Origin of the sequence: Thermoanaerobacter kivui (genome assembly GCF_000763575.1) — a bacterium.
Lineage (GTDB): Bacteria > Bacillota > Thermoanaerobacteria > Thermoanaerobacterales > Thermoanaerobacteraceae > Thermoanaerobacter > Thermoanaerobacter kivui.
Genome location: NZ_CP009170.1, coordinates 239772 through 264434, shown reverse-complemented (window position 1 = coordinate 264434; position 24663 = coordinate 239772). Strand labels below are relative to the sequence as shown.

Sequence of the window (24663 nt, the reverse complement as noted above, 5' to 3'; positions counted from 1 at the left end):
AAGTTTTTTATGGTCTGTTATTTCCTTTTCTTGGAAAGAGTTTTTGTAAGATATTAGAGTTTGTATTTTGAGTATTGTCAGGATTCGTCTGAGTATTGTCATTATTAAGTGGCGGATTAGGTGATTCTCCACCAGGAGGTTGTGTGTTGTTGTTATTGTCAGATGGTGGCTGCTGGCCATTATCAGTTGGTGCGCTGTCATTATTAGATTCATTATTCCCCGGTAATATTGAAGTGGTGTCATCATATTGCGTCGGCACTACATATTTCCCATCTCGTGCCACTGCATTTTGCGCTGGTGTTCTACCTGGCGGGTCTATAAATACAGCATCTTTTACAAGCTCAGGAGGCGTTAAAGCAGTTGCAAGCTTTCCATTTTGAAAATTTATTTTTGCTGTAACATGAACAGTGCAATAAGTTGTGGGTTGAGTACCCTGTGCAAAAATTTCAGCATAGGTTCTGTCACCCCGAGGATCCAAATGGCACAAATCCGTAGGAAGTTCTCCGGAATCCTTACATACTGTGACAGAAATGATTCCTGGCGGTCTTACAAAATCTTTATAGGGTAAGTCTTTGTGTATTTGAAGCATAACTGTCTTCCACATTTCTGCAGGAAAAGAGCCACCTACAACAACGCCTCTTCTATCATCTCTCAAAGTCATTGAATTATTGTCATAACCCATCCACACTGTTGCAACATAATAAGGTGTAAAACCGGTAAACCATGCATTGCTGTAATTATCAGTAGTACCTGTTTTCCCAGCAACAGGCATATTAGGAAGCCTTGCACGAGTACCTGTCCCATATTTTACAACGTCTTCCATTATACTCGTCAATATATAAGCATTTTGCTCGCTTAAAACTACATGTCTTAACGGTTTATTTTCTAAAATCAAATTCCCTTCAGAATCTGTAATCTTTGTAAATGTGATAGGGGTTGTGTAAACTCCTCCATTTGCAATTGCCCCATAAGCAGCAGCTTCTTGAAGCGGCGTAACCCCTTTGTAAAGGCCTCCAAGAGCAAGAGCAGGTAAATACATGTCATTCTTGGTTATATCAAGTCCAAACTTTTTGCCATAATTAGCAGAAGTAGCTATCCCTATTCTATCAACAACTTTGACCGCAGGAATGTTTAATGAATGAGTCAAAGCTTCTCTCAACGTTACAAGTCCTCTGTAAGTCGAACTTTCGTAATTGTGAGGAGTCCAATTGCCAAAAGTCGTGGGAACATCATCAACAACTGTTGCAGCAGTAAGCCCACTCTCTAAAGCTGGTGCGTAAACCGTAAGAGGTTTTATTGAAGAACCAGGCTGTCTATAAGCTTGAGTTGCCCTATTGAATCCTCTAACTATATTAGAAGTATCACGGCCACCTACGAGTCCTTTGACTTCACCTGTTTTCCAATCCATCACAACCATTGCACCTTGGGCTTCATCTTTAATTTTTGAATTTACAGGGAAAAGTTTCGGATTTTTAAACGCCTCCTCAATATAACTTTGTATTCTCAAATCCATTGTTGAATAAATTCTGAGCCCTCCGTTGTATATTTTGTTTATTGCTTCATCATGGGAGATGTTGAGCTTTTTAGACAGTGCATCAGCTACGTCGTTTATCACTTGGTCTATAAAATATTTATGGTCATATGTGGTAAAATTTGTTTTTTTGAATACCAGTTTTTCTGCTATTGCCTTGTCATATTGTTCTTTTGTAATATATCCTTGTTCGAGCATCTCTTTCAAAACAAGGTGTTGCCTTTCTGTAGCAGCTTCTAAATTTGCATAAGGTGAATACAGTGAAGGATTATTGGTAATACCAGCAATCATAGCACACTCAGCTAAATTCAACTGGCTTACGTCTTTGCCAAAGTAAGCTAAAGCTGCCGCCTGGACTCCATACGCATTTACATTAGGTCCTCCAAGATATATGGTATTAAGGTAAGCTTCAAGTATTTGCTGTTTTGAGTACTTTTGCTCTAATCTCCACGCAAGGACAGCCTCTTGTATTTTTCTTGAAAGCGTCTTTTCGCTGGAAAGCATAGTATTCTTTACAAGCTGTTGCGTTATTGTACTTGCTCCTTGAACCGGTTTACCCCCTGCTTTAATATCTGCAATAAGCGCTCCAATGATTCTCTTCGGGTCTATCCCAAGATTATTTCTGTAAAACCTTTGGTCTTCTATAGCAACAAAAGCATTCTGTAAATCTTTGGGTATTTTTTCTATAGGAACCCACAGTCTGTTGTCAGCGCCGTGAAGTATTGCTACTCTTTTCCATTGTCCATTGCTATCATTCGCATATACAATAGAGGACTGGTTTTGTGATGTCAAAGCCTCCTGTGAAATTGGTGGAGTATTTTTAATTATAGCCAAAACTTTGCCGCCAATCGCCCCAATCCCTGCAAATATCAAGATTATAACAGCATATATTATAAATTTTAATATACTCCTTACTGTACTTTTATTTTTACTTTTTTCTTTATGCTTTCTTCTTTCACTGCGCTTTAAATTTGCCTTATTTTCCATATCGATCCCCCATATTAAAAATACTAACTTCTACTGCATCATATTGATTATATCACAAATTATATCAGTTTTTTATGTCCAAATTGTAACAAATTATTAATTAATTATTAAAAAAATATAAAATCCCATTAAAAAAGTCAGCCAAGAATGACTGACTTTCAGAAATCTTACTTTGCTAAGTTATATATATTGATAACATCTTCCTTTCCTAATTCTACAAAATTGCCAATTTTTTTGTTGCCATTGTTTGTACATTTATTGGCCATCTCTTCAAATCTGTCATCAGAAATGCCTGCTTCTTTGAGCGTAACAGGAAGACCAATCTCTTTAAAAAATTCTGTCATTCGTCTTATACCCTCTAATGCTATCTCTTCGAGGTTTTCATAAGGTAGGTCCACATCCCATACTCTTACAGCAAATTGTACAAAACGATTTATATCATGTTTGTATACATATTTCATCAAGGCTGGAAAGACAATTGCAAGTCCCGCCCCATGTGCAATATCGTAAATGGCACTTAATTCATGTTCAATCTTATGGGAAGCCCAGTCTCCTATTCTTCCAGTGCCCAATAAACCATTGTGTGCAATAGTACCTGCCCACATAATTTCTGCCCTTGCATTGTAATTTGTTGGATCTTTTAGCACAATACGAACATTGTTTATAACAGTTTTTAAAGTAGCCTCACAAAGCCTATCAGTCAAATCAACATTTTTGACATTTGTAAAATATCTTTCCATTACGTGGGCCATAATATCCGCAACACCACAGGCTGTTTGATAAGCAGGAAGAGTATATGTAAGCTTTGGATTCATAATTGCAAACTTAGGTCTAATCATTTCATCATGAAACCCTACTTTGAACCATCCATTTTCATTTGTGATGACTGTAGCATCGCTTGCTTCACTTCCTGTTGCGGGGATGGTTAAAATAACACCTACAGGTAAAGCCCTTTCAAGCTTTGCTTTTCCTGTAAAAAAGTCCCACACATTGCCATCATAAGGCGCACCCATTGCAATAGCCTTTGCAGTGTCAATAACACTTCCTCCACCAACAGCTAAAATAAAATCGATATTGTTTTCTCGGCATAATTTTATTCCTTCCTGCACAAGGCTAAGCCGTGGATTAGGCTTTACCCCTGATAGCTCTATAAACTCAACTCCAGCTTCTTTTAAAGAATTTACAACTTTATCGTAAAGACCAGATTTCTTTATGCTTCCTCCGCCATAGCAAAATAATACTTTGCTGCTATACTTTTTTACCTCTTCACCCACTTGATATTCTGTTCCCTTACCAAAAATAATTTTTGTAGGGCTTGAAAAAACAAAGCTTTCCATAATATCTTTCCCCCCAAAAGTTTTTTATCGTGTTGCCATATGTGAAGTTATCAAGATGAATAAAAATGGCTCTTAAAAAAATTATAACACATGGAGAGAGAATAAGGAAATGGAATGAGGAAAAACAAGGAAACTTTTTGGAAATAATTATAAATCGCAATCCTCAATTTTACCCGATACATAGCAAACCATCCCCTTTGTCTCTCGATGGACATCCTTGCTCTTGGCTAGTGGTTCCCACTACCAAGCCCACAGCGGACTTTCACCGCCTAGTTATCGCCCATGCCGGGCGCACGTATAAAAAGGGCAGGCTGAATGCCTGCCTTTTTATCTATTATTTTTCTTCACTATACTTTATAAATATATATCCTACATACAAAAACAATAAAGTAGCAATTACATCTATTGTATCAGATATATTTGCAAAAAGCTCTATATCCATAGATATAACAGATTTTATGATCGCAATAATGCAAATTAATCCAATAATGATAAATACTATCCCGACAATTTTTAATAATCTCTTTTTTAATTCCAACTATTAGAACCTCCTAACTGTGAAAATATTCCTAATAATTATTTTAATAAATTAAATTATATATAAAAATGCCTGATTAATATTAAATCAATAAACATTACTAGTAAAAAATGTTATTCTTAAAGTGATACTTGTTGTTAAGTTTTATTTTTGAGTTTATCAATTAAAATATTTCACCTCATAACTTTTCTTTTATAGACTTGTGCAAAATTCAAAAGCCTTCATTTAAGCGATTCTGGAGACATACTTTTTTTCTATCACTCTTGAATTTTTTATCTTTTATGTAGGATTTCACCTCCCATTTGTCGAATTATTATATATACAGCATGAAAATATTTCTTAAGGAGGAGGAAATCCTACATGTACCAGCTTCAATTACTTTTAAATATACCTGAACTCTTTACTTCCCAGTCTAAAATAGACTTTTATTCTTCTATGTTTAAAAATCTAGACTTGTCTTCAATACCTGAATTCCCTTCCTCTAGTCATGGCCGTAAGGGTTACTCTCATCATGCAATGTTTAGAGCTTTTATTGTTATTAAGCTTTAAGATTCGGTACAATTTCTGACCTCCTGGATTATCTCCGCAATAATCTTATCATTGCTCATCTTTGTGGCTTTAACATTTTTAAACCTCTTCCTTCTTATTGGACTTTCCGCCGTTTTATTAATGAGTTCTCTCATGATTATTTAACCACTATCTTTCAAAATCAAGTCAATATCCTCAAAAATATGGGTATTATCTCTGGTGAGTTTATTTCCATGGACTCTACCCCTATTAAAGCTAACACTAAGTTAAATAACCCTAAGTCTTTTTCTAAAAATAAATTCTCTAAAGATAATCAGCCTAAGTCTGATAAGGATTGTAAATTAGGCGTTTATTCTGCTTCTAATGATTCTTCTAATAAACGTTATAAGTTTTATTGGGGCTATAAAAATCATATTATTGTTGATGCTATCTCTGGATTACCTATCGCTGAAACTACTACTCCTGCTGATGTCCCTGATTTTGATGTCGCTTTGTCTTTACTTGCTGATACTAATAATTGGTTTAAACTGACTGGTACTAATTTTATCGCTGATAAAGGTTATGACGTTAAGAAACTCTATAATTATGTTAGAAATACTCTCCATGGTCATTGTTTTATTCCTCTTAACAAGCGTAATTCTAAAAATCCCCCACTGACTGATGATGGTTATATGGTTTGTGAAGCAGGTATTAAAATGCTCAAAGACGGCAAGCAGTATTTTGATGGTTTTATTAAGCAAAAATTTGTTTGCAAGTTCTGTAATTCTAAAGATGACTCTGCCTGCCCTATAAAGCATCCTAAATATTTTAATGGCAAAAAGCATAGAGGCTGTACTAAGTATGCTATTATATCTTCTGATTATAGGTCTTCTATTAATAGAGACTCCCTATATTTTAAGGCTGTCTATAGACTAAGAGTAGAATCAGAAAGATATAATTCTCGATTTAAATCTCTAGATTTTGAAAAAGCTTATGTTAGAAATATTAATTCTGTCAGCAACGTTAATACTTTTGGCCATATTACTTTGCTTACTGTCGCTATTGTAGCTATTAAACTGGGTAAATTTGATGAGTTTAAGTCCCTTGTTGGTCTGATGCAATCGGCTTAACTTTTGCTGAATTTGGTTCATGCCACTTTTTAACATTTGACTTCTACAGGATATTTATGCCCTTTTTTAGCTCCTCTTTTTGTCTTTTCTTTTCCTTTACCACTTCCTTTATGTTTGATTGTCAGTTTTTATTACTATATATTGTATGTCATACATATTTTGGCTTTTGTTCGTGATTATTTTTATTAATTTTGCACATCCCTATTCTTTTATATAACATAGTTATGAGGCAAAAAACTTTAAAAGATTACTTTATAATTATTCTATATTTATAATTATTCTATATTTCATTATAATAAAATTCATCATAATAATTTACTGTAGAAGATATTATTTGTAATATATTACCAATTAGTACATATTGCTTTTCTAAACCTGTTATAGTTACCGCGAGAGTACGTCCACCATCTAATATTTGCGCTGAATAATTTTTTTGTTCCCATTCATAACTTGTTGGGACTGAATAACCATCATACCATGAATCAACACTATTCCATGATGTAAATTGATTTCTTTGATAATTAATAATTAAATCTGACTAGTATGTTCAACCAAGCCAATAAATGTACATGTTTTCTATGTGTTAGACTACTTGAACTGTCTAATGTACTTACTATATTATTATTTATTTGTTCATTTGGTTCATTAGGTACTTCTTTTAAATTAATAAGATTTTTGTTACTAACTTGTCTTCCTTTTAAGTATTTTTCAAATTCTTCTACACTTGAAAATTTTTGTGGTTCAATTCCTGGAGGAAGAACTTTAACGTCAGAAAGAACTATGTTATATTTTTTTGTAATAATTCAAGTTTTGATTTCATTGTCATATCTTTTACGTTATTTAAATCATCAGCAAAAGCAAGGCTAAAAGATGAAACAGTAAGAAATAACACAACTAGAAGTAATGAAACTAACTTTTTTATCAATTTTTTTCTCCTCCCTCTAATATTAAGTATTTTTTGATCAATTTTTTAACGAATTGATTTCTTTACTTTCATTTTACAGCGATATTTTACCAATGTCTACTATATTTTTGTATAGTTTTTACATAAAAATCAAAAAACTATACAAAAATATAGTCTTTATGTTAATCAATCTTCATTAAATTTACTTGTTTTTACAACTTTTAAAGCAGGTTAATTACCTGCCTTATGAATTAGAATATTCAAATACATCTGTTTCTTTTGAAATAAAGATGTCAATTGGCAATACCCAAAAGCCTATATTGCCGTCTATATCTATTCCTGATGCTTTTTTATATGCGGCCCATGGAACTTTTGAGCAATACCAGTTTTCATCATCGCTTTTATCTGCCCTCCAACTGTAAGGTATTCCAACAAACTTATATACTTTATCAACTGCTTTGGCTCTCTCTCCTGCATTCGAAGAACTGGCTCTGCAGACAAAGGGGACGGTTTCTTTCATCCGAAAAATTCAGACAAGAGGAACCGTCCCATTTGTCTCGTCCCCTTTGTCTCTTTGTCTCCTAAGGATATAGATTCTGCCATTTGTTTTTTAATTTCTCATAATCTGCCAGGGTAGCCCTGGCAGATTAGTCTATCAAATGAAAAGGCTGTACATTATACAATAAAAATAATAAAATAGAAAATACAGCAAGAAAGAAATAAAAATACCAAGAATTTAATAATATAGATTGCGAAAGCAGCGGATGCAGCAGTAGATGTAGCAAAAAAAGAGAAAGTGGTGTGAGTTGCAGAAAAAGCTGCAGTAACAGCAGTAAAAGAAGTAGCAACACAAACTACAGAAAAAGCATTGTTTAAAGAGCTGAAAGACGTAGTAAAGTTTTTAAAAGAAAATGGGATAAACAATCAAAAAGATAGGCGTGATATAATAGAAGCATTTAATCCAGGTGCAGAAGTGATAGAATTAAATAAAGACGTAGTAGTTTATAGATATTATGGTGGTAATTCTAATACAAGAGGGCGATGGTTAACAACAGAGCTTTTAAGTGATCCAGTAAATGAATTAGCTTTACCTCATGGAAACATGTAACAGAGAAAGTACAACAATGGATAATCCCTAAGGGAATTAAAGTGTTAAAAGGCACTGGGGCAAGTCTGGAGGAGCTTCTCAGATATTTGTACCAAATCCAGGAGTACTAAAATAAAGAGGTGAGTAAGGTGGTTCTAAAAAGAAAGGTAAGATACGAAATTTCAGATTTAATAGAAGAAATAGATGCAGTATTGCCAAAAGTAAATAAAGAACTTGAGAATAGAAAGCAAGGGATACCTGGATACGGAGAAATAGACCAGTTAGAAGCAATAAAAGAGGAACTGGAAGAAATAAAAAAGATGGCTTTGGAGAATAAGCTTCCTCCAAAGGGTGAAAGATGGGTTAGATATAGATGGTATTTTACTCACGAAGATTGGGAAGTTGAACCTTTATTGGAGGAGAACCTGAAAGAAATAGCTGATATATACCACAGAAAGTTGAGAGAGTAAAATTTTTAATATAATATAAATAATTTACATTGGCAAAATGACTTAAAAACACCAGTTATACAATTTAAAGTATAACTGGTGAAATATTTATTATTTTATAGTTTTTTACTTTGATAAAATATGGTATTTGGCAACAAAGTTTTTAGATAACTAATAATAAATTAGTTTTGCCGCCTTAAAATAAAGTAGAAAGAGGATAAAAATGGATTAAAGAATTTAGAGCATTCAGATGCTACGTGGTGAAGGTGAGCCACGCGGTCATTGGTTAACATATAGACTTTAAAAGATTCAGAGAACGAACTTGCATTGCCACCTACAAATAAAGCAGAAAAAGTACAGGAGTGGATAATCCCGAAAGGCACAAAAGTATTAGATGGGACAGTAGCAGCCCATGAAAAATGGGAAAGATCAGGAGAAGCAAGACAGATATTTGTGCCAAATCCAGAAATATTAAAGGAGGGAAAGAACGCATGGTACTTAAAAGGAACAAGCTATACAAAGTAAGAGAACTAATAGAAGCAATAGAGAATGTAATGCCAGAGCTTGAAAAAGAGATAGAGGATAGAAAAAAAGGTGTACCAGGATATGGAGAGGTTGACCAACTCGAGTTTATAAAAGAGGAATTAGAAGAGTTACGAAGATTAGCAGTAGAGAACAAATTACCACCAAAAAAGAAGGGGCATTACAATATATGTGGTTTTTCACAGATGGATGGCAAGTTGAACCATCTATAGAAGATAAGCTTTTAGATATTGCGACAATGTATGAAGAGCAATTGAAAGACTAAAAAATCTGCCAGGCTTCTGCCTGGCAAATTTATTAAAACTCAACATAAAATTTTAGCTCTTTGTCAATAGTTGGGGTGGGTATTTTTCTGAATGCCCACCTATAAATCTTATCACATAATATGGTAATATTTGTAATTGCTAGTTACAATAAGAGATATAGCTAGAAGTATGGGTAGGTATTTATCTATACCTTTTTATCAAAGCTCTATAATATCCTTGAATATCCTTTAACACTAAAAATAGTATTAAGTTAGAACATTAAGCATTACAATATAATATTCTCTTTCTAAATCGATGAAAATTTCTATAGCCATATGCAAGCCTTTTTAGCACCTTAATTTTATTATTGTAACCTTCTGTTACAGAATTAGTATCATGTCTATAATAACCCACTTTACTTTATTCCTGTCTTTAAATCTTTTGAAATATTCAGTTAGATTCTCTTGTTTTCTGTCATTTAAAATATCTATCTTAGATGTTATTTCCCCGCATCTTGAACAAATATGTGGTTTCTGTTTCATCTTAATATGAAGTGTCATTTTCTATAACACCTTCCCAAATTATATCTTCAGATTTTAAGAATTTTGTGATATAATTACCTTGCACTTATTCTGATGCCTCCTTTTGTTGGGTTGTTTTAACCACTTCTATTATAGCAGGCATTCAGAATAAGTGCTCTCTTTTTTATAGATTTCTTTTGCCTACCCCAACATTTATTATAGAACCATTTTTAAAACTTTGACATAAATTCTTTCATTCTTTTTACTGCTTCTTCTAAGTTTTTCATAGAAGTTGCATAAGCCATTCGAACATATCCTTCCCCATTTTCTCCAAAGGCATTTCCCGGCACAACTGCAACTTTTGCTTCGTAAAGGAGTCTCTTAGCAAATTCTGTCGACGTAAGGCCTGTCTTTTTTATTGAAGGGAATATGTAAAAAGCACCCTTTGGTTCAAAACAATCAAGTCCCATTTCTCTCACACTTTGAAGTAAATACTTTCTTCTCCTATCGTATTCATCTCTCATTCTTAAAATATCTTCATCCCCATTTTTTATAGCCTCAATTCCAGCATACTGGCACATTGTAGCTGCTGCTGTCACACCGTATTGATGTATTTTGGTCATGTGTTTCACGAAATATTCCGGTGCAGCTATATATCCGAGGCGCCATCCTGTCATCGCATATGACTTCGAGAAACCATTTATAGTAACTGTTCTTTCCCACATATCTTTTAAAGAAGCAAAGCTTACGTGTTCAAAACCACTATATATTAGCTCAGAATAAATTTCATCAGTAACCACAATAAGGTCATATTTTTTAACCACTTCAGCTATCTTTTCCATCGCTTCTTTTGGCATTACCGCGCCAGTTGGATTATTAGGATAAGGAAGAATTAACACTTTTGATTTGTCCGTAATGTACTTCTCTAAAACATCTGCCCTTAATACAAACTCATCCTCCTCATATGTTGGCACAAAAACAGATTTAGCACCTGCAAGAATTGTACAAGGATGGTATGCTACAAATGAAGGTTCTGGAATTAATACTTCGTCTCCTTCTTCTACCAAAGTATTTAAAGCGACGTATATAGCTTCTGTAGCTCCAATTGTAACTAAAATTTCAGTTTCTGGATTGTAGGTAATATTATACCTTCTCTTAAGGTAATTCGAAATTTCTTGTCTTAGTTCAATAAGCCCAGGATTTACAGTGTATCCTGTTTTACCTTCATCGAGGGCTTTTTTCGCCACATCTCTTATGTGCTGAGGGGTTACAAAGTCTGGCTCTCCAATAGCAAGGGATATTGCCCCTGGCACCTCTCGTGCCATGTTAAAGAAATATCTTATGGTAGATATTTCTATCAACTTTGCTCTTTTTGCCACTCTGTCTTCAATATTCATCTCTAATCCTCCCAAAACAATAGTTTTATTGTTATAGTTCTACAAAAGTTTTAAAAATCCTCTATCTATTCAAGAACTGAATTCCTAACTAAAAAAACACTCCCCCTTTTTGGGGTGGAGTGTTTTCGACTGTTATTCAACAATCACATCTGACAAAACTAATTTTACTGGATTTGCTATAGAATCGCCTACAGGGCAGGTTTTTTCTATAAACTTTACAAATTCTTCTACTTTTTCTTTTGGCGAGTCTGTTTTTATGTGCATTTTAAATCTTATCTCTTGGAAGCCTGGTCTTACATTAGCTTTCCCCCTGAAACCATCTGTATCAAGGTCTCCTTCTAATTCAACCCAAAAATCTTGTAAATTTATACCTTTTGCCTTTGCAAAAGCTGATGCCACAATTGTCTGGCAAGAACCTAAAGCGCAAAGTAAAGCCTCTACAGGGTTCATCCCTTTATTTGTACCGCCTAATTCTTTTGGCTCATCTAGTACTATTTTGAAACCTCTCACTTCGCTCTCAACTGCTAAACCTTCTGGTAATTTTCTTGAAACTGCTTTAAAAGTTTCAATTGCCATTTTCAATTCCTCTCCTCTTATTTCAATATTTTGTAATTAATTCAACTTTACTTTCCAGCCTCTTCCAAAGCCTTTATAGCCTCAGTGGCATAAGTCACAGCAGGTCCTCCACCCATAAGTATAGCCACTCCTAGGGTCTCCATGATCTCTTCCCGGGTAGCTCCCGCTTGCAGGGCCGCATTTACGTGGGTGAGGATGCAGTAGGAGCAACGGACAGCCACAGCGATGCCCAAAGCGATGAGCTCTTTTTCCTTAGTTGAGAGGGCCCCGTTGGCTTTAGCATCATGGTGAAGTTTCTGGAAATCCCTCATCACTGAAGGTACCCCTTCTCCCAGCTTTTTCATACCTTCTTGTAATTCCTTCATGTCTACGCTTGCCATTAAAAGATACCTCCTTTTATTTTTATTTCTCAAATTTATATATTTCGAAAGCTCCATAAGAGCTTTGAAAGCGTATAGATAAAGGATTAAAATTTATATCTTGTGTACAGATTCTCCAAAGATATCTTTAACAGCTTCCATAATAGCTTCTCCCCTGGTGGGATGGGAGTAAACTGCTCTTTTTAAAGCTTCTGCATCTACACCCTCCTGGCAAGCTGTTGGAAGTATATATACGTTTTATATTTTCACCATTTTTAACAGTCACTATACTTCTGCCGTTTTCTTCTTCATCTATTCTCTCAACTGTTGAAGAAGTATATATTTTAATCCCTCTTCTTTGAGCTACAGTCCTAATAAAAGAACTTACTTCTTTATCAAGTGTAGGAAAAATGTCCGGCATCATTTCTACAACAGACACTTTCACACCAAATTCGTCTCTCTTAGCAGTTTTACCCACCAATAATATCTCATTTAATAGGCGCCCCCCTAATGGGGAGGGACTAAATTTGATAAAATAAAAAACGACAATTATTAACAATTTCGTTTGTATATATTTTATCACTTTTTGGTTAAAAAGTCAACAATCTAAAAATATTTTTTATCAAAACATCACTTCGATTAAATTGTCAACAGTTATGCTAGCAAAATAATCGTTTATATCAATATTTGAAAGCACTTTTCTTATTTCCTCTTCCGAATGCTTTACACCTTTTAGAAGATTTTCTAATTCTGAGACATCGTATTTCCCAAAAAAGTCTCCATAAATTTTTATATCTTTTATTATTCCTTTTTCAACATTTAAATTTACTTCAACAGTGCCCCCGGCAAATTTTTTTTCATTTTTGAAACTATAATCAGGCGATGTTCCAAAATTCCATTCCCATGTACTGTACTTTTCTCTGACCAATTTCTCTATTTTTTCTACATCCTCTTGTGTAAATTCATACAATTCATTGCCACCACTTTGCTCTCTAATATGATTCATAATAAGGTCTATAAACTGTTCTATTGTAATAGGCTCTTTTAGATGTTCACTTATGTTTGTAACTCTTTTAGATACAGATTTTACGCCTTTATCTTCAAATTTTATGGGTCTTACTTTTAGTGCCGCTGACAAATCGGTAATGCTTGAGGAAAACAAAAGGGTCCCGTGGTGTAATATCCTGTTTTTATAGTAATATTGTGCGTTACCTGAAAATTTCTTACCATCAATTGTTAAATCGTTTCTTCCTGAAAACTCAGCATTGACAGAAAGTTTTCTAAGCACATCTATTATTGGCTGTGTAAATCTTCTAAAGTCGCTAAAACTGCTAACATCATCGTTTACTATAAAAGTAAAATTTAAGTTACCAAGGTCGTGAAAAACTGCTCCTCCTCCTGATAATCTTCTGACAATCGGAATTTTATGTTCTCTCACATAATCTAAATTTATTTCCGCCAATGTGTTCTGGTTTTTACCTACTATAATGCTGGGTCCGTTTCGCCACAACATAAAGCACTCATCTTTAAATTCTTTCAAAATATATTCTTCTGCCGCCAAATTAAAATATGGATTTGTGTTTTTATTATAAATGTATAGCATAGGCACCTCTCCTTGTCTTGATTTTAACGATTATTGACTATTAAAGGTAATATGATATAATAAAAGTATAACATATTTTAAAAAAATTGAATACTATTCTAGATGAAGATGATAGTGTCAAGATACTGTAGGATTTTTTTAAGACAACCCCTGAAACTTAGTTAATTTCATACTTCAACTTATCATGCTTTTTATATAACTTGTGCATATTTTAATGCTCTTAAAACCCTATATATTGGCGTTACTTTCCCTATATTCAAAACCGTAATATTGTTTATTTTTTCATTTGTAGACGTTTTAACTCTCCTTACCGCTTCTTTTATTTGCTTCTTCGTTAAATTATAACTCCCAGCATTGATATTCTTTTTCTTACCCCATTCTGCTTCTCTTAAGTCTCCTCCATTCTTGCTGAATACCCTTAATTTCGCCATTAACTTTAATCCTTCTCTACTCCACCCTAGTGGATTCCTGCTTAATCTGGCTGAAAATACATGGCTTATATGCCCTTCTGCACTGCACCCTATTACATCTTCGTCTTTGTTGTATATCACTATTCCTTCCCAATTGTTTAGTATGTATTTCCTTGCTTCTTTTATCTTCTCTTTCTCTCTCTCTTCCTCTGCTGCCTTTATTAGCTCATCAAATACCTTCTTCACTCCTTCTTTATTCCCTTCATTTATTGCTCTCCATATCTTATCTCTATACTTTGGCTCTTTTGATGTTGCTTTTAATACGTATTTGTTTAAATGATATCTGTCTAACACAAACCTTGATTTTAATATCCATTTTAATCCCTCTTTTATCCACGGTGCCCCATCTCCTGCTATGTATATCTTCTCTATCTTCTCTTCTTTGTAATTGTCTTCTATGTAATTTGCTACATCTATCCATATGTCTTCAGGTTTCTCTCCTACATATGCTTTGTAATGCACATTTCTCAGTACATTTCTACCATTTTTCTCTTCTTTACCTTCATGTATGTATATCAATCGCGGTGTTTCATTGCTGCCATCTTGCAAAGGCACATGGTCTTCATCTGCTTCTATGTATAATACCCTTACCTCTTTCTTCTCTTTTATTTCTCTCTTTACTTCTACTTCTCCTATTTCCCTTATTGCGTTTAATACCGTCTGTTTACTTAACTCCTCTGGACATGCTTTTTTACTACTTCTCTCATATGATTCTTCTATCGCGTTTTCTACTAACTTTATTTTTACTCCCTTCTCTATCCTATCGTGCCGTCCTATCTCTAATGCATCATCTATCAAGTATGTATATCTTCCATCCTCTCTGGATTTGTAATATGTCCTCTCATATTCTATATCCCCAAGGATTGTCGTTAATCTCTTTTTATCTTTCCTCTCTACTACCCATTTTTCTTTCCTTCTCTTATCTTCTTTTATTATCCTATCTAACTCTTCAATAATTGCTTCTATTGCCTCTCTACCTAGTTTGTCCGTCAGTTCCTTTATCCTTGCTGCAAGCTCTGTAATATTCATTCCTTTATTTAATAAATCACCAAAAATTTCTACTACTTCCTTAGTGAAATTTAGAGCATTTTGTAGTATAATATCCTCAAAGATATTTTTTTTCACAAGAGACACCCCTTTCTGTATTGTTTTGTTTTCCATAATCTATTTTATCACAGGGGTTGTCTCTTGTTTTTTATCACTTAAAAAATCCTACGATAATTTTACACTATGGATGAAGATAGCGAGAGATATCTTTTTTAAAAAGATAGCCGAAGGGGAAATATAAAGGCCCGCCAAGCCTTTATAAAAGCTCTCAGGCAAAAGTATCGCTATCGGATAGACCTCTGGAAAGTCTCGTATAGAGCGCCGAAGGAGCAATACTAAGTAGAAGCTCTCAGGTCAAAAAACAGGGGAGTTATGATGGCATTTGTTTTGTTGTGCTCATCATAACTCCTCTTTTAAAATTTTATGAAAGGGTGTGATGTCTTTTGGATAGCCTCAAAAAAACACCTCTTTTTGACCTTTACAAAAAATACAATGGAAAAATCATCGACTTTGCAGGATGGGCTCTCCCTGTTCAGTTTGAAAGCATAATTTCTGAGCACGAAGCAGTGAGAAACGCTGCAGGACTATTCGATGTTTCTCACATGGGAGAAATAACTGTAAAAGGGAGAGAAGCTTTTGCCTTTCTGCAAAATCTCATAACAAATGACTTGTCTAAATTAAAAGATAATCAAGTTTTTTACACCTTTATGTGCAATTACGATGGCGGCGTTGTAGACGACTTATTGGTCTACAAATATTCTGACAAACACTACTACCTTGTTGTAAATGCAGCTAATATAGAAAAGGATTATAAATGGATGAGGGATAACAAAGGAGTATATGATGTAGAGATAAATAACATTTCAGATGAAGTTTCTGAACTTGCAATACAAGGTCCAAAAGCAGAAGAAATACTTCAAAAACTTACAGATACTGACCTTTCGCAAATCAAATTTTTCTACTTCAAAGATAATGTCAAAATAGCAGGTGTTGACTGCATAGTGTCAAGAACCGGATACACAGGTGAAGACGGATTTGAAATTTACATGCCCAATAAATACGCAGCAGAATTATGGGAAAAAATAATTGAAACAGGCAAAGAATATGGGCTTAAACCAGTAGGATTAGGAGCAAGAGATACTTTGCGGTTTGAAGCCGGTTTGCCTCTATACGGAAATGAACTTTCAGAAGAGATAACTCCTTTAGAGGCAGGTTTTGAGTTTTTCGTCAAATTTGACAAAGGCAATTTCATCGGAAAAGATGCTTTACTAAAGCAAAAAGAAGAAGGGCTTAAACGTAAAATCGTAGGATTTGAAATGATAGACAATGGAATTCCAAGACACGGCTATGAAGTTCGTGCTGATAATCAAAAAATCGGCTATATCACAACCGGATATTTCTCACCTACATTAAAGAAAAACATAGGCCTTGCATTGATTGACGCAAAATACGCAGAAATGGGAAATCAAATTGAAATTGTGATAAGAAACAAGCCACTTAAGGCTTTAATCATAAGCAAAAACTTTTACAAGAAAAATTATAAAAAGTAAGGAGGAATCTTTATATGAAAGTTTTAGAAGGCTTATATTACTCAAAAGACCATGAATGGGTCAAAGTGGAAGGGGACAAAGCATATGTGGGAATAACAGATTATGCTCAGCATTCTTTAGGAAACATAGTGTATATTGAGCTTCCAGAAGTAGGCGCAGAACTCTCTGCTGGCGATGTACTTGGAGTTGTAGAATCTGTAAAAGCTGCATCTGACGTTTACATACCTGTAAATGGAAAAGTAATAGATGTGAACACCTCGATTATAGACGACCCCTCTCTGGTCAATAATGACCCTTACGAAAACTGGATGATATTAGTAGAACTTAAAGATAAATCACAGCTTGATAATTTGATGACAGCCGAAAAATATAAAAAATTTTTAGATGAGGAGTGAGAATATGTTTCCCTACCTTCCCACCTCCTCCAATGACGAAAAAGAAATGCTTAAAACAATAGGAAAAAATTCTATAGAAGAGCTGTTTGAAAACATACCTCAAGAAGTTCGCTTAAAAGGGCCTTTAAATTTAGGTAAGCCCATGTCAGAAATAGAGCTTACAGCCCACATAAAGAAATACGCCAAAGAAAATAAAAGCCTTGAAGAGCTGACAAGTTTTTTAGGCGCTGGAGTATATGACCATTACATCCCTTCTGTTGTAAAGCATATAATATCTCATTCTGAATTTTACACGGCATATACTCCTTACCAGCCAGAAATAAGCCAAGGAACTTTACAAGCTATATTTGAGTACCAGACGATGATTACAAACCTCACAGGAATGGAAGTCACAAATGCTTCAATGTACGACGGAGCAACTGCCTGTACAGAAGCTGCAATTATGGCATGTGAAAATACACAAAGAAAAACCATATTAGTTTCAAAAACTGTAAATCCAGAAACTCGAAAAGTTTTAAAAACTTATATGCATTTTAGAGATATACAAGTAATTGAAATAGAGGACACAGAAGGTGTAACTGATATAGAAAAATTAAAAGATGAAATTGGTAGTAATACCGCGGCAGTAATTGTACAGTATCCTAATTTCTTTGGAATCATTGAAGATTTGCAAGAAATCGAGAAAATAACACATGAAAACAAAGCAATGTTAATAACTTACGTACATCCAATACCTCTCGGCATACTCAAATCGCCAGGAGAAATTGGCGCAGATATAGCTGTAGGAGACGGTCAATCACTTGGCAACGGATTAAATTTTGGTGGTCCTTATATTGGTTTTTTAGCTACAACGCAAAAGCTTGTGCGAAAAATGCCAGGAAGAATAGTAGGCCAGACAAAAGATGTAGATGGTAGACGTGCTTTTGTGCTTACTTTGCAAGCAAGAGAACAACACATAAGAAGAGAAAAGGCAACTTCAAATATTTGCTCCAACCACTCATTAAATGCTTTGACTGCTGCAATATATCTCGCAACTATGGGTAAAAAAGGTATAAAAGAAGTGGCTTATCAATGCACTCAAAAAGCTCATTATGCTTTTTCAGTGCTTACCACATCAGGAAAATATAAACCTGCTTTTAGCAAGCCCTTCTTTATGGAATTTGTATTAAAGGCTGATGTAGATGTAGACTTAATTAATAAAAAACTTTTAGAAAAGGACATATTAGGCGGATACAACCTCCACAGAGATTACGACAAATACAAAAATACAATGTTACTAGCCTTTACAGAAAAAAGGACAAAAGAAGAAATTGATGAGTTAAAAGCTCTGCTGGAGGTGATAGTGTGAAAAAGTACAATAAATTGATATTTGAATTGTCAAAGGAAGGAAGAAAAGCCTACACTCTCCCTAAGTTGGATGTAGAAGAAAAACCTTTAGAAGACATACTTCCGCAACAAATGATGAGAAAAGAAGAAATAGAGCTTCCCGAAGTAAGTGAAGTAGACATAATAAGGCATTACACCCTTTTATCAAATAAAAACTACGGCGTCGATACAGGTTTTTATCCATTAGGGTCCTGCACAATGAAATATAACCCCAAGATAAATGAAGACATGGCATCCCTTGTCGGTTTTACAGCTCTACATCCCTACCAGCCAGTAGAAACAGTGCAAGGCGCTTTGAAACTCATGTATGAATTAGAAAATATGCTCTCTGAAATAACTGGAATGGGCAAATTTTCATTACAGCCTGCTGCAGGTGCTCATGGTGAACTGACAGGTCTTATGATAATTAAAGCATATCACGAGCACAGAAACGACACAAAACGCAAAAAAATAATCGTTCCAGATTCTGCCCACGGTACAAATCCTGCCAGTGCAGCAGTTGCTGGTTTTGACGTTATTGAAATTAAGTCTAACAAAGAAGGTGCAATAGACCTTGAGACGTTAAAAGCCGTTTTAAATGAGGAAGTAGCAGGACTTATGCTTACAAACCCCAGCACCTTAGGACTTTTTGAAGAAAATATAGTAGAAATCGCAAGACTAGTACACGAAGCAGGAGGACTTTTATACTACGACGGCGCAAATCTAAATGCTATAATGGGAATTACACGCCCTGGAGACATGGGATTTGACGTTGTGCATCTAAATCTTCATAAGACATTTTCTACACCTCACGGTGGTGGAGGACCTGGCGCAGGACCTGTAGGTGTCAAAAAAGAACTTGCCGACTTTTTACCAGTGCCTGTAATAGAATTTAAAGATGGCATATATAGCTTAAACTATGATAAGCCGCTTTCAATTGGAAAAGTGAGAAGCTTTTATGGCAACTTCAATGTGCTTGTAAAAGCTTATTCTTATATTCTAACTATGGGAGCTGAAGGACTTAAGAGAGCCAGCGAAATGGCCGTCTTAAATGCTAATTATCTTAAAGAAAAACTTAAAAATCACTATAAAGTAGCTGTTGACAAAGTATGCATGCATGAATTTGTTTTAGCTGGTCTCTTAGAAAAAGTCAATGATATCAGAACATTAGATGTAGCTAAAAGACTTATAGACTACGGTTTCCATCCGCCTACAATATATTTCCCATTAATTGTTGATGAAGCTATAATGATAGAGCCTACTGAAACAGAAAGTAAAGAAACATTAGACGCTTTTATTGAAGCAATGATTAAAATATCAGAGGAAGCAAAAGAAAATCCACAACTTTTAAAAGAAGCTCCACACAACACGCCTGTAAGAAGGGTTGATGAGGTACTGGCTGCAAGAAATCCTGTTTTAAAGTGGAGCAAATAATAGGGAGGACCATCGAAAAATGGGGGATAAAAAGACGGGTTGGACCCGTCTTTTTATCCCCAGCTTGCACCTCATTCTTCTTCCCATCTCCCTTGAAGTTTTTCAGCAACCTGAGGAAAAGTAGTATATTCCAACTCTTCTAAATGCAACCTGTGAGGTTCAAAGGGTCCCATGCTCCTTATATAATCAGCTATTTCTAATGCTTTTTTCCTTGCATTATTGAAGGCAACGTCTTTAAAGAAGTCCTGTGGTCCTATAAGCTTTCCTTCTGCCAATTGAAAACCTAAAGCACATACTCTTGGAGGACCATCAAATCTTGTAGGTACAGCATCTTCTATCGAGACTGGTATCATAGGGCCATTATGAGATCCTCTCATCCAGCCAGCAACAAGATGAGGATTAGCAAAAGGTTCTAATGCTTCACCTACTGCCGGAAGACCATTTTGGCATCTCACAATAAGTACAGGGTCATCTTTTCCTATGTATTTCCCTGCCATAAAATTCATCCTTTGAGTAGAAGACACTGCTGCAATTTCATTGTTTTTTGTATACACTTTTCGTACGCAATATCGCCCTGTAGCTCCAATAAATACCAACATGTCATAAATCTCCTGGGGAGTTTCAAATATTATTTTTTTATGTCCAATCATATCATAAACTTCAAATTTAAACCCTTGGTGCATACTAGGATCGATTACAAGACCTATGGTATTAAAGGGGTCTGCAAACATCTTATAAAGAGGTAAATTCCATGCCCCTGGTTCTGTTTTATCAGCCATAAAAATTATAACAGGTTCGCTTTTTCTCTCTTCAAATTCCATCTCTGCAACTCCCGGTCCCAATCCTTTTACATTGCCTGAAAAAGAATCTTTTAGCAAATCCTGTCCCGCACCATACAACTTAAGTTCTTTTGCTCTTTGTGCACAAGCCCAAAGTGCATCCCATGCAAGCTTGTGAACCTCTTTGTTGTCAACTCCTCCTTTGTGAGTCATTATAAGTTCAAGGTCATCTCCTACATGTGTTACACAAAAGTCTATAAGCATTTTTCCTTTTTCTTTAAGATGCTCTTTAGCAATTTCAAGTAGCTCTGGATGTACATCTGTATGGCCTACTGATCCACCAACATCTGCCTTAATCACCGTTAAAGTTATTTTTGACATCACAACTTCCTCCTTTCAGAGATTTGATATGTTATAATTCTATTAAAAATGTTGCACTATTTATACTTAATATTTTAAATCATTATGTCTATTTTTTCAATAGTATGTCCTATTTATTTTCTAACATTTTCACTTCATAGCCATCAAATAAAACTAAAGGCACTAGTGAGATATTTTTTAGACTAATTTAGTCAAAAAGGATTGAAGAAATTTTTAAAAGTTTGTCGAAATAATAATGAGTAGTAGTAAAAATACTATACTAAATGGAATATTATAATATAATAATAATAATGTGATATAATAATAAAAAATATATAAAAAAGAAAGGGATGATGTAAATTGGGTTCTTATCTTGCTCTAATTTACGGGGTTATAATTATTGCAGCCCTCGTTATAATTGGTTTAATTAAATTTATCTTTGCACAAGATAAAGGCGATGAAAAAATGCAGCAAATTTCAGACGCTATAAAAGAAGGAGCTATGGCTTTTCTAAACAGGCAATATAAAACAATTGCGCTTTTAGCCTTAATTGTAGCTATAATAATTATTGTAGCTAATTATTATGGACATCTATCTGAAGGAACTGGTACAGCATTAAGTTTTGCATGGCGCATAGGATTTGCATTCATTACAGGTGCTTTATGCTCAGCATTGTCAGGTTACATTGGAATGTATATAGCGGTGAATTCTAATGTAAGAGTTGCGGCTGGCGCAAAATCTGGCCTTAATAGAGCTCTGCAAATCGCTTTAAAAGGAGGAGCTGTAACAGGACTTGCAGTAACCGCTTTATCGCTCTTTGGCGTTGCTACTTTGTTTTTGGCTTATGGCGGTCTATCAGGTCTATCAGGTCAAGAAGCTTTGATAAAAGAGGCTCCTTCCTTGCTCGTCGGTTTTGGCTTTGGCGCATCTTTTGTAGCGTTATTTGCCCAGCTGGGCGGCGGTATATATACAAAAGCTGCTGATGTGGGTGCTGACCTTGTGGGCAAGGTAGAAGCCGGCATCCCCGAAGATGACCCAAGAAATCCCGCAGTTATAGCTGACCTTGTGGGAGACAACGTTGGAGACTGCGCAGGAAGAGGTGCTGACCTTTTTGAATCAACTGCTGCTGAAAATATAGGTGCTATGATACTGGGAGTAGGTCTTTATCCCGTATTCGGTTGGAGAGGGATACTGTTCCCGTTGGTAGCTGGTGCAATAGGCATAATTTCCTCAATTATAGGTATTTACTTTGTGAATACAAAAGATGAATCAAAAGACCCAATGATAGCTTTAAACAAAGGATATTTCGTCACAACAATTGTAAATTTAATTGCTCTTTTCTTTGCAGTAAAAATAATGCTTTCTGGCCATTTGCCTGATGGCAGTGAAGTTAATTATTGGTTACTGTATGGTGCAGTAGTAACAGGTGTTGTACTAAGTTACATCTTTGTATTCTTGACAGACTATTATACTTCTGTAAATAAACGTCCTGTACAGGAAATTGCCAAAGCTTCCACAACGGGAGCTGCTACAAACATAATTACAGGTATTTCTGTGGGTATGGAGTCTACTGCCCTTCCAGTCATATTTATATCCGCAGCAATATTTATAGCATATAAGCTTGGTGAATTAGCACTTCCTCACATAGGTACTTCTGGCCTTTACGGTACAGCTATTGCAACAATGGGAATGCTGTCAACAACAGCTTATATACTTGCAATGGATACATTTGGACCTATTACTGATAATGCTGGTGGAATTACTGAAATGTCAGGAGCACCAGAGTCAGTAAGACATGTGACAGACAGGTTGGACGCTTGTGGAAACACTACAAAAGCTTTGACAAAAGGATACGCAGTAGGTTCAGCCGCTCTTGCAACTTTCTTGCTTTTCTCTGCATATTTGGACGAAGTCAAAAAGATACTGGGTAAACCTATTGATTCTTGGTTTGCTGTAGATATAGGAAAACCTGAAGTCTTTATAGGAGCATTTATTGGAGCAATGATTGTATATCTCTTTAGTTCAACTGCAATAAGAGCTGTTGGTAGAGCTGCACAATATGTTATTCTTGAAGTTAGGAGACAGTTTAGAGAAATTCCCGGCATCATGGAAGGTACAGCAAAGCCAGACTATGCTAAAACAGTAGATATTGTAACTAAAGGCGCTTTAAAAGAAATGGTGATTCCGGGACTTATCGTAGTAGTAACACCGATATTAGTAGGTGTAATCCTTGGTAAGGAAGCTGCAGCAGCTTTCTTAATGATAGGTACTATTTCTGGTGTAATACTGGCTTTATTCTTAAACAACGGCGGCGGTGCTTGGGATAATGCAAAGAAATTTATAGAACTTGGCAATTACGGTGGTAAAAAATCTGAAGCTCATAAAGCTGGAGTTGTAGGAGACACTGTAGGTGATCCATTTAAAGATACAGCTGGTCCTTCACTGCACGTTCTCATAAAGCTCATAAGCACAATAACCCTTGTCTTTGTGGCTCTATTTAGATGATAAAAAAGGCGGGAAAACCGCCTTTTTAGTTCTTTTCTTGTACTAATTTATCTATAAAATTCATAATTTCTTCTGTTATTCTCATGCATTCCAAAACCTCTTCTTCCTCCACATAAAGAGGTTCTTCAGCAGGATATCTTGTTTCAATGTAATATGAGTTTACTAATGCACAATCCTTAAGAAAATTTTTGAAATTCTCATTATATTTTTGTGCTTCTTTACAAAGTTTTACCAAACTATGTCCTTCATTAATTACACCCGTTTTTGATATTAAATAACCCTTTAAATATTTTTCTATAGCTTGTTGACAGTGAAAGCATATAAGATAATAATCGCCACCATGTTCATACAAAATTTTTGCACCATTAAAATCTTTCTTAGCCATATTAAACCAGTCTTCAATTTTTTTAGAATCAACCAAGCAAACTCACTCCTTTTGATTTAATTAAATAAGCGAAAGTTGAAGGGTCATTTTTGTACTTTTTCCATTCTTCCGGAGTGTAAACTATTATATCTATGTCAACGGTGTAATCAAGTTCTATGAGCATTTGCTGAATGAGTTTTCTTTTATTATCCGTAGCAATAATCACACATATATCTATGTCACTTCTTTTAGTTATTATACCTCTCGCACATGAACCAAAAAGGTATATATCCTCTGGCTTATATTTTTGAATTATCTGATTTTTTATGCTTTGTATTTCTTTTTCATAAGGTCTCATACATCTTTCTCCTTACAAGTTTTAATTTCTATGCCTTAACTTACCTTACCAATCTTTCCTTCTTAATAATTAATTATACTATTCTTAAGTTCATCTTACAACTTTTTGTAACAGTCCGTGTGTGTCAAAAGTTAGTAGGTGAAAAATATACTGAAATTTTACACGAACTTGTAGCAACTGCTTACGGCAATGCTTTTGGCGGCCATTTGATGGAAGGAACAATAATATTTGCCGCAGAATTTGTAATATCAGATTACGGCGATAATAAACTCGAAAAAGTTTACGATGAAAAAACAGGACTTCAATTGTGGAATATTTAAGA

General features: G+C 34.9%; 22 protein-coding genes, 4 pseudogenes and 2 riboswitches. Of the genes and pseudogenes, 11 read left to right on the top strand and 15 right to left on the bottom strand.

Features of this window, described 5'->3' with window-relative positions; all coding sequences use genetic code 11:
• Positions 1-7 precede the first annotated feature (7 nt).
• From TKV_RS01280 to TKV_RS01270, 3 genes are all read right to left on the bottom strand, one after another.
• On the bottom strand, positions 8-2518 hold the full coding sequence (locus TKV_RS01280) for a transglycosylase domain-containing protein (protein WP_049684437.1): 2511 nt from the start codon (positions 2516-2518) through the stop codon (positions 8-10).
• A 167-nt stretch (positions 2519-2685) separates the two neighbouring features.
• Positions 2686-3855 carry an iron-containing alcohol dehydrogenase gene (locus tag TKV_RS01275; protein ID WP_049684436.1) on the bottom strand — a complete coding sequence of 390 codons (1170 nt, stop codon included), beginning with the start codon at positions 3853-3855 and terminating at the stop codon, positions 2686-2688.
• Positions 3856-4189: 334 nt separating this feature from the next.
• Positions 4190-4393, bottom strand: a complete 204-nt coding sequence (locus TKV_RS01270; RefSeq protein ID WP_049684435.1) for a hypothetical protein — start codon at positions 4391-4393, stop codon at positions 4190-4192.
• A 360-nt stretch (positions 4394-4753) separates the two neighbouring features.
• Here TKV_RS01270 and TKV_RS01260 point away from each other — a divergent pair.
• Positions 4754-6030: pseudogene (locus TKV_RS01260) on the top strand (transposase).
• 778 nt (positions 6031-6808) lie between these two features.
• Here TKV_RS01260 and TKV_RS12965 read toward each other — a convergent pair.
• A complete protein-coding gene (locus tag TKV_RS12965; RefSeq protein ID WP_158506583.1) occupies positions 6809-6955 on the bottom strand; it encodes a hypothetical protein in 147 nt (48 codons plus the stop codon).
• Positions 6956-7178: 223 nt separating this feature from the next.
• Complete coding sequence (locus TKV_RS01255) at positions 7179-7454, bottom strand: YiiX/YebB-like N1pC/P60 family cysteine hydrolase (protein WP_052392241.1); 276 nt, start codon at positions 7452-7454, stop codon at positions 7179-7181.
• Between the two features lie 348 nt (positions 7455-7802).
• Here TKV_RS01255 and TKV_RS01250 point away from each other — a divergent pair, with 348 nt between their 5' ends.
• The 4 genes from TKV_RS01250 to TKV_RS01235 all read left to right on the top strand — a co-directional run bounded on the left by TKV_RS01250 (position 7803) and on the right by TKV_RS01235 (position 9225).
• Positions 7803-8042 carry a hypothetical protein gene (locus TKV_RS01250; RefSeq protein ID WP_049684432.1) on the top strand — a complete coding sequence of 80 codons (240 nt, stop codon included), beginning with the start codon at positions 7803-7805 and terminating at the stop codon, positions 8040-8042.
• A 128-nt stretch (positions 8043-8170) separates the two neighbouring features.
• Positions 8171-8491, top strand: coding sequence for a hypothetical protein (locus TKV_RS01245; RefSeq protein WP_049684431.1), 321 nt, complete (start codon positions 8171-8173; stop codon positions 8489-8491).
• A gap of 306 nt (positions 8492-8797) precedes the next feature.
• Positions 8798-8995, top strand: coding sequence for a hypothetical protein (locus tag TKV_RS01240; RefSeq protein WP_049684430.1), 198 nt, complete (start codon positions 8798-8800; stop codon positions 8993-8995).
• Positions 8962-9225, top strand: a complete 264-nt coding sequence (locus TKV_RS01235; protein ID WP_049684429.1) for a hypothetical protein — start codon at positions 8962-8964, stop codon at positions 9223-9225. Before TKV_RS01240 ends, TKV_RS01235 begins: the two co-directional genes overlap by 34 nt.
• A gap of 312 nt (positions 9226-9537) precedes the next feature.
• Here the strand turns inward: TKV_RS01235 and TKV_RS13095 are convergent.
• The 7 genes and pseudogenes from TKV_RS13095 to TKV_RS01200 all read right to left on the bottom strand — a co-directional run.
• Positions 9538-9651, bottom strand: a pseudogene (locus TKV_RS13095) (transposase); the annotation flags it as partial.
• A 358-nt stretch (positions 9652-10009) separates the two neighbouring features.
• The gene (locus TKV_RS01225) at positions 10010-11176 is read right to left on the bottom strand and encodes a pyridoxal phosphate-dependent aminotransferase (protein ID WP_049684427.1); all 1167 of its coding nucleotides are present in this window, start codon (positions 11174-11176) and stop codon (positions 10010-10012) included.
• Between the two features lie 132 nt (positions 11177-11308).
• Positions 11309-11752, bottom strand: a complete 444-nt coding sequence (locus tag TKV_RS01220) for an OsmC family protein (RefSeq protein ID WP_049684426.1) — start codon at positions 11750-11752, stop codon at positions 11309-11311.
• Positions 11753-11799: 47 nt separating this feature from the next.
• The gene (locus tag TKV_RS01215; RefSeq protein WP_049684425.1) at positions 11800-12132 is read right to left on the bottom strand and encodes a carboxymuconolactone decarboxylase family protein; all 333 of its coding nucleotides are present in this window, start codon (positions 12130-12132) and stop codon (positions 11800-11802) included.
• Between the two features lie 226 nt (positions 12133-12358).
• Positions 12359-12568: pseudogene (locus TKV_RS14040) on the bottom strand (NAD-binding protein); the annotation flags it as partial.
• 165 nt (positions 12569-12733) lie between these two features.
• Positions 12734-13714: a lipoate--protein ligase gene (locus tag TKV_RS01205; RefSeq protein WP_049684423.1), complete on the bottom strand. Its 981-nt coding sequence runs from the start codon at positions 13712-13714 to the stop codon at positions 12734-12736.
• A gap of 191 nt (positions 13715-13905) precedes the next feature.
• Entirely contained in the window at positions 13906-15309 is a 1404-nt protein-coding gene (locus tag TKV_RS01200) for an ISLre2 family transposase (protein ID WP_049686150.1), read from the bottom strand.
• 109 nt (positions 15310-15418) lie between these two features.
• A riboswitch (glycine riboswitch) is annotated at positions 15419-15525 on the top strand.
• Between the two features lie 2 nt (positions 15526-15527).
• Positions 15528-15599, top strand: a riboswitch (glycine riboswitch).
• 75 nt (positions 15600-15674) lie between these two features.
• Here TKV_RS01200 and gcvT point away from each other — a divergent pair.
• The 4 genes from gcvT to gcvPB are packed head-to-tail and all read left to right on the top strand — an operon-like array spanning position 15675 to position 19975.
• Entirely contained in the window at positions 15675-16781 is a 1107-nt protein-coding gene (gene gcvT / locus TKV_RS01195; protein ID WP_049684422.1) for a glycine cleavage system aminomethyltransferase GcvT, read from the top strand.
• Between the two features lie 14 nt (positions 16782-16795).
• Positions 16796-17176, top strand: a complete 381-nt coding sequence (gene gcvH, locus TKV_RS01190) for a glycine cleavage system protein GcvH (RefSeq protein WP_049684421.1) — start codon at positions 16796-16798, stop codon at positions 17174-17176.
• A 4-nt stretch (positions 17177-17180) separates the two neighbouring features.
• A complete protein-coding gene (gene gcvPA, locus TKV_RS01185) occupies positions 17181-18524 on the top strand; it encodes an aminomethyl-transferring glycine dehydrogenase subunit GcvPA (protein ID WP_049684420.1) in 1344 nt (447 codons plus the stop codon).
• Positions 18521-19975 (top strand): aminomethyl-transferring glycine dehydrogenase subunit GcvPB, encoded by a 1455-nt coding sequence (gene gcvPB / locus TKV_RS01180; protein ID WP_049684419.1) that lies wholly within the window; start codon positions 18521-18523, stop codon positions 19973-19975. The genes gcvPA and gcvPB overlap by 4 nt, the downstream gene beginning before the upstream one ends.
• 71 nt (positions 19976-20046) lie before the next feature.
• On the opposite strand, the gene fbp is transcribed toward gcvPB, so the two are convergent.
• On the bottom strand, positions 20047-21135 hold the full coding sequence (gene fbp / locus TKV_RS01175; protein ID WP_049684418.1) for a fructose-1,6-bisphosphate aldolase/phosphatase: 1089 nt from the start codon (positions 21133-21135) through the stop codon (positions 20047-20049).
• Between the two features lie 339 nt (positions 21136-21474).
• Here fbp and TKV_RS01170 point away from each other — a divergent pair, with 339 nt between their 5' ends.
• Positions 21475-23619, top strand: coding sequence for a sodium-translocating pyrophosphatase (locus TKV_RS01170; protein WP_049684417.1), 2145 nt, complete (start codon positions 21475-21477; stop codon positions 23617-23619).
• A 25-nt stretch (positions 23620-23644) separates the two neighbouring features.
• Here the strand turns inward: TKV_RS01170 and TKV_RS01165 are convergent, their stop codons facing one another.
• The gene (locus TKV_RS01165; protein ID WP_006569287.1) at positions 23645-24040 is read right to left on the bottom strand and encodes a HEPN domain-containing protein; all 396 of its coding nucleotides are present in this window, start codon (positions 24038-24040) and stop codon (positions 23645-23647) included.
• The gene (locus TKV_RS01160; protein WP_006569288.1) at positions 24033-24341 is read right to left on the bottom strand and encodes a nucleotidyltransferase domain-containing protein; all 309 of its coding nucleotides are present in this window, start codon (positions 24339-24341) and stop codon (positions 24033-24035) included. Before TKV_RS01160 ends, TKV_RS01165 begins: the two co-directional genes overlap by 8 nt.
• Positions 24342-24520: 179 nt before the next feature.
• On the opposite strand from TKV_RS01160, the pseudogene TKV_RS01155 reads away from it, so the two are divergent.
• Positions 24521-24661 (top strand): annotated as a pseudogene (locus tag TKV_RS01155) (PPC domain-containing DNA-binding protein); the annotation flags it as partial.
• Positions 24662-24663: the final 2 nt, after the last annotated feature.

What these genes read in the sequence shown, in the direction of transcription:
- TKV_RS01215 (WP_049684425.1), bottom strand. Translation starts at nt 12,132, where the DNA reads ATGGCAAGCGTAGACATGAAGGAATTACAAGAAGGTATGAAAAAGCTG.
- TKV_RS01235 (WP_049684429.1), top strand. Translation starts at nt 8,962, where the DNA reads ATGGTACTTAAAAGGAACAAGCTATACAAAGTAAGAGAACTAATAGAA.
- TKV_RS01160 (WP_006569288.1), bottom strand. Translation starts at nt 24,341, where the DNA reads ATGAGACCTTATGAAAAAGAAATACAAAGCATAAAAAATCAGATAATT.
- TKV_RS01220 (WP_049684426.1), bottom strand. Translation starts at nt 11,752, where the DNA reads ATGGCAATTGAAACTTTTAAAGCAGTTTCAAGAAAATTACCAGAAGGT.
- TKV_RS01280 (WP_049684437.1), bottom strand. Translation starts at nt 2,518, where the DNA reads ATGGAAAATAAGGCAAATTTAAAGCGCAGTGAAAGAAGAAAGCATAAA.
- TKV_RS01205 (WP_049684423.1), bottom strand. Translation starts at nt 13,714, where the DNA reads ATGCTATACATTTATAATAAAAACACAAATCCATATTTTAATTTGGCG.
- fbp (WP_049684418.1), bottom strand. Translation starts at nt 21,135, where the DNA reads ATGTCAAAAATAACTTTAACGGTGATTAAGGCAGATGTTGGTGGATCA.
- TKV_RS01255 (WP_052392241.1), bottom strand. Translation starts at nt 7,454, where the DNA reads ATGAAAGAAACCGTCCCCTTTGTCTGCAGAGCCAGTTCTTCGAATGCA.
- TKV_RS01275 (WP_049684436.1), bottom strand. Translation starts at nt 3,855, where the DNA reads ATGGAAAGCTTTGTTTTTTCAAGCCCTACAAAAATTATTTTTGGTAAG.
- gcvH (WP_049684421.1), top strand. Translation starts at nt 16,796, where the DNA reads ATGAAAGTTTTAGAAGGCTTATATTACTCAAAAGACCATGAATGGGTC.
- gcvPA (WP_049684420.1), top strand. Translation starts at nt 17,181, where the DNA reads ATGTTTCCCTACCTTCCCACCTCCTCCAATGACGAAAAAGAAATGCTT.
- TKV_RS01225 (WP_049684427.1), bottom strand. Translation starts at nt 11,176, where the DNA reads ATGAATATTGAAGACAGAGTGGCAAAAAGAGCAAAGTTGATAGAAATA.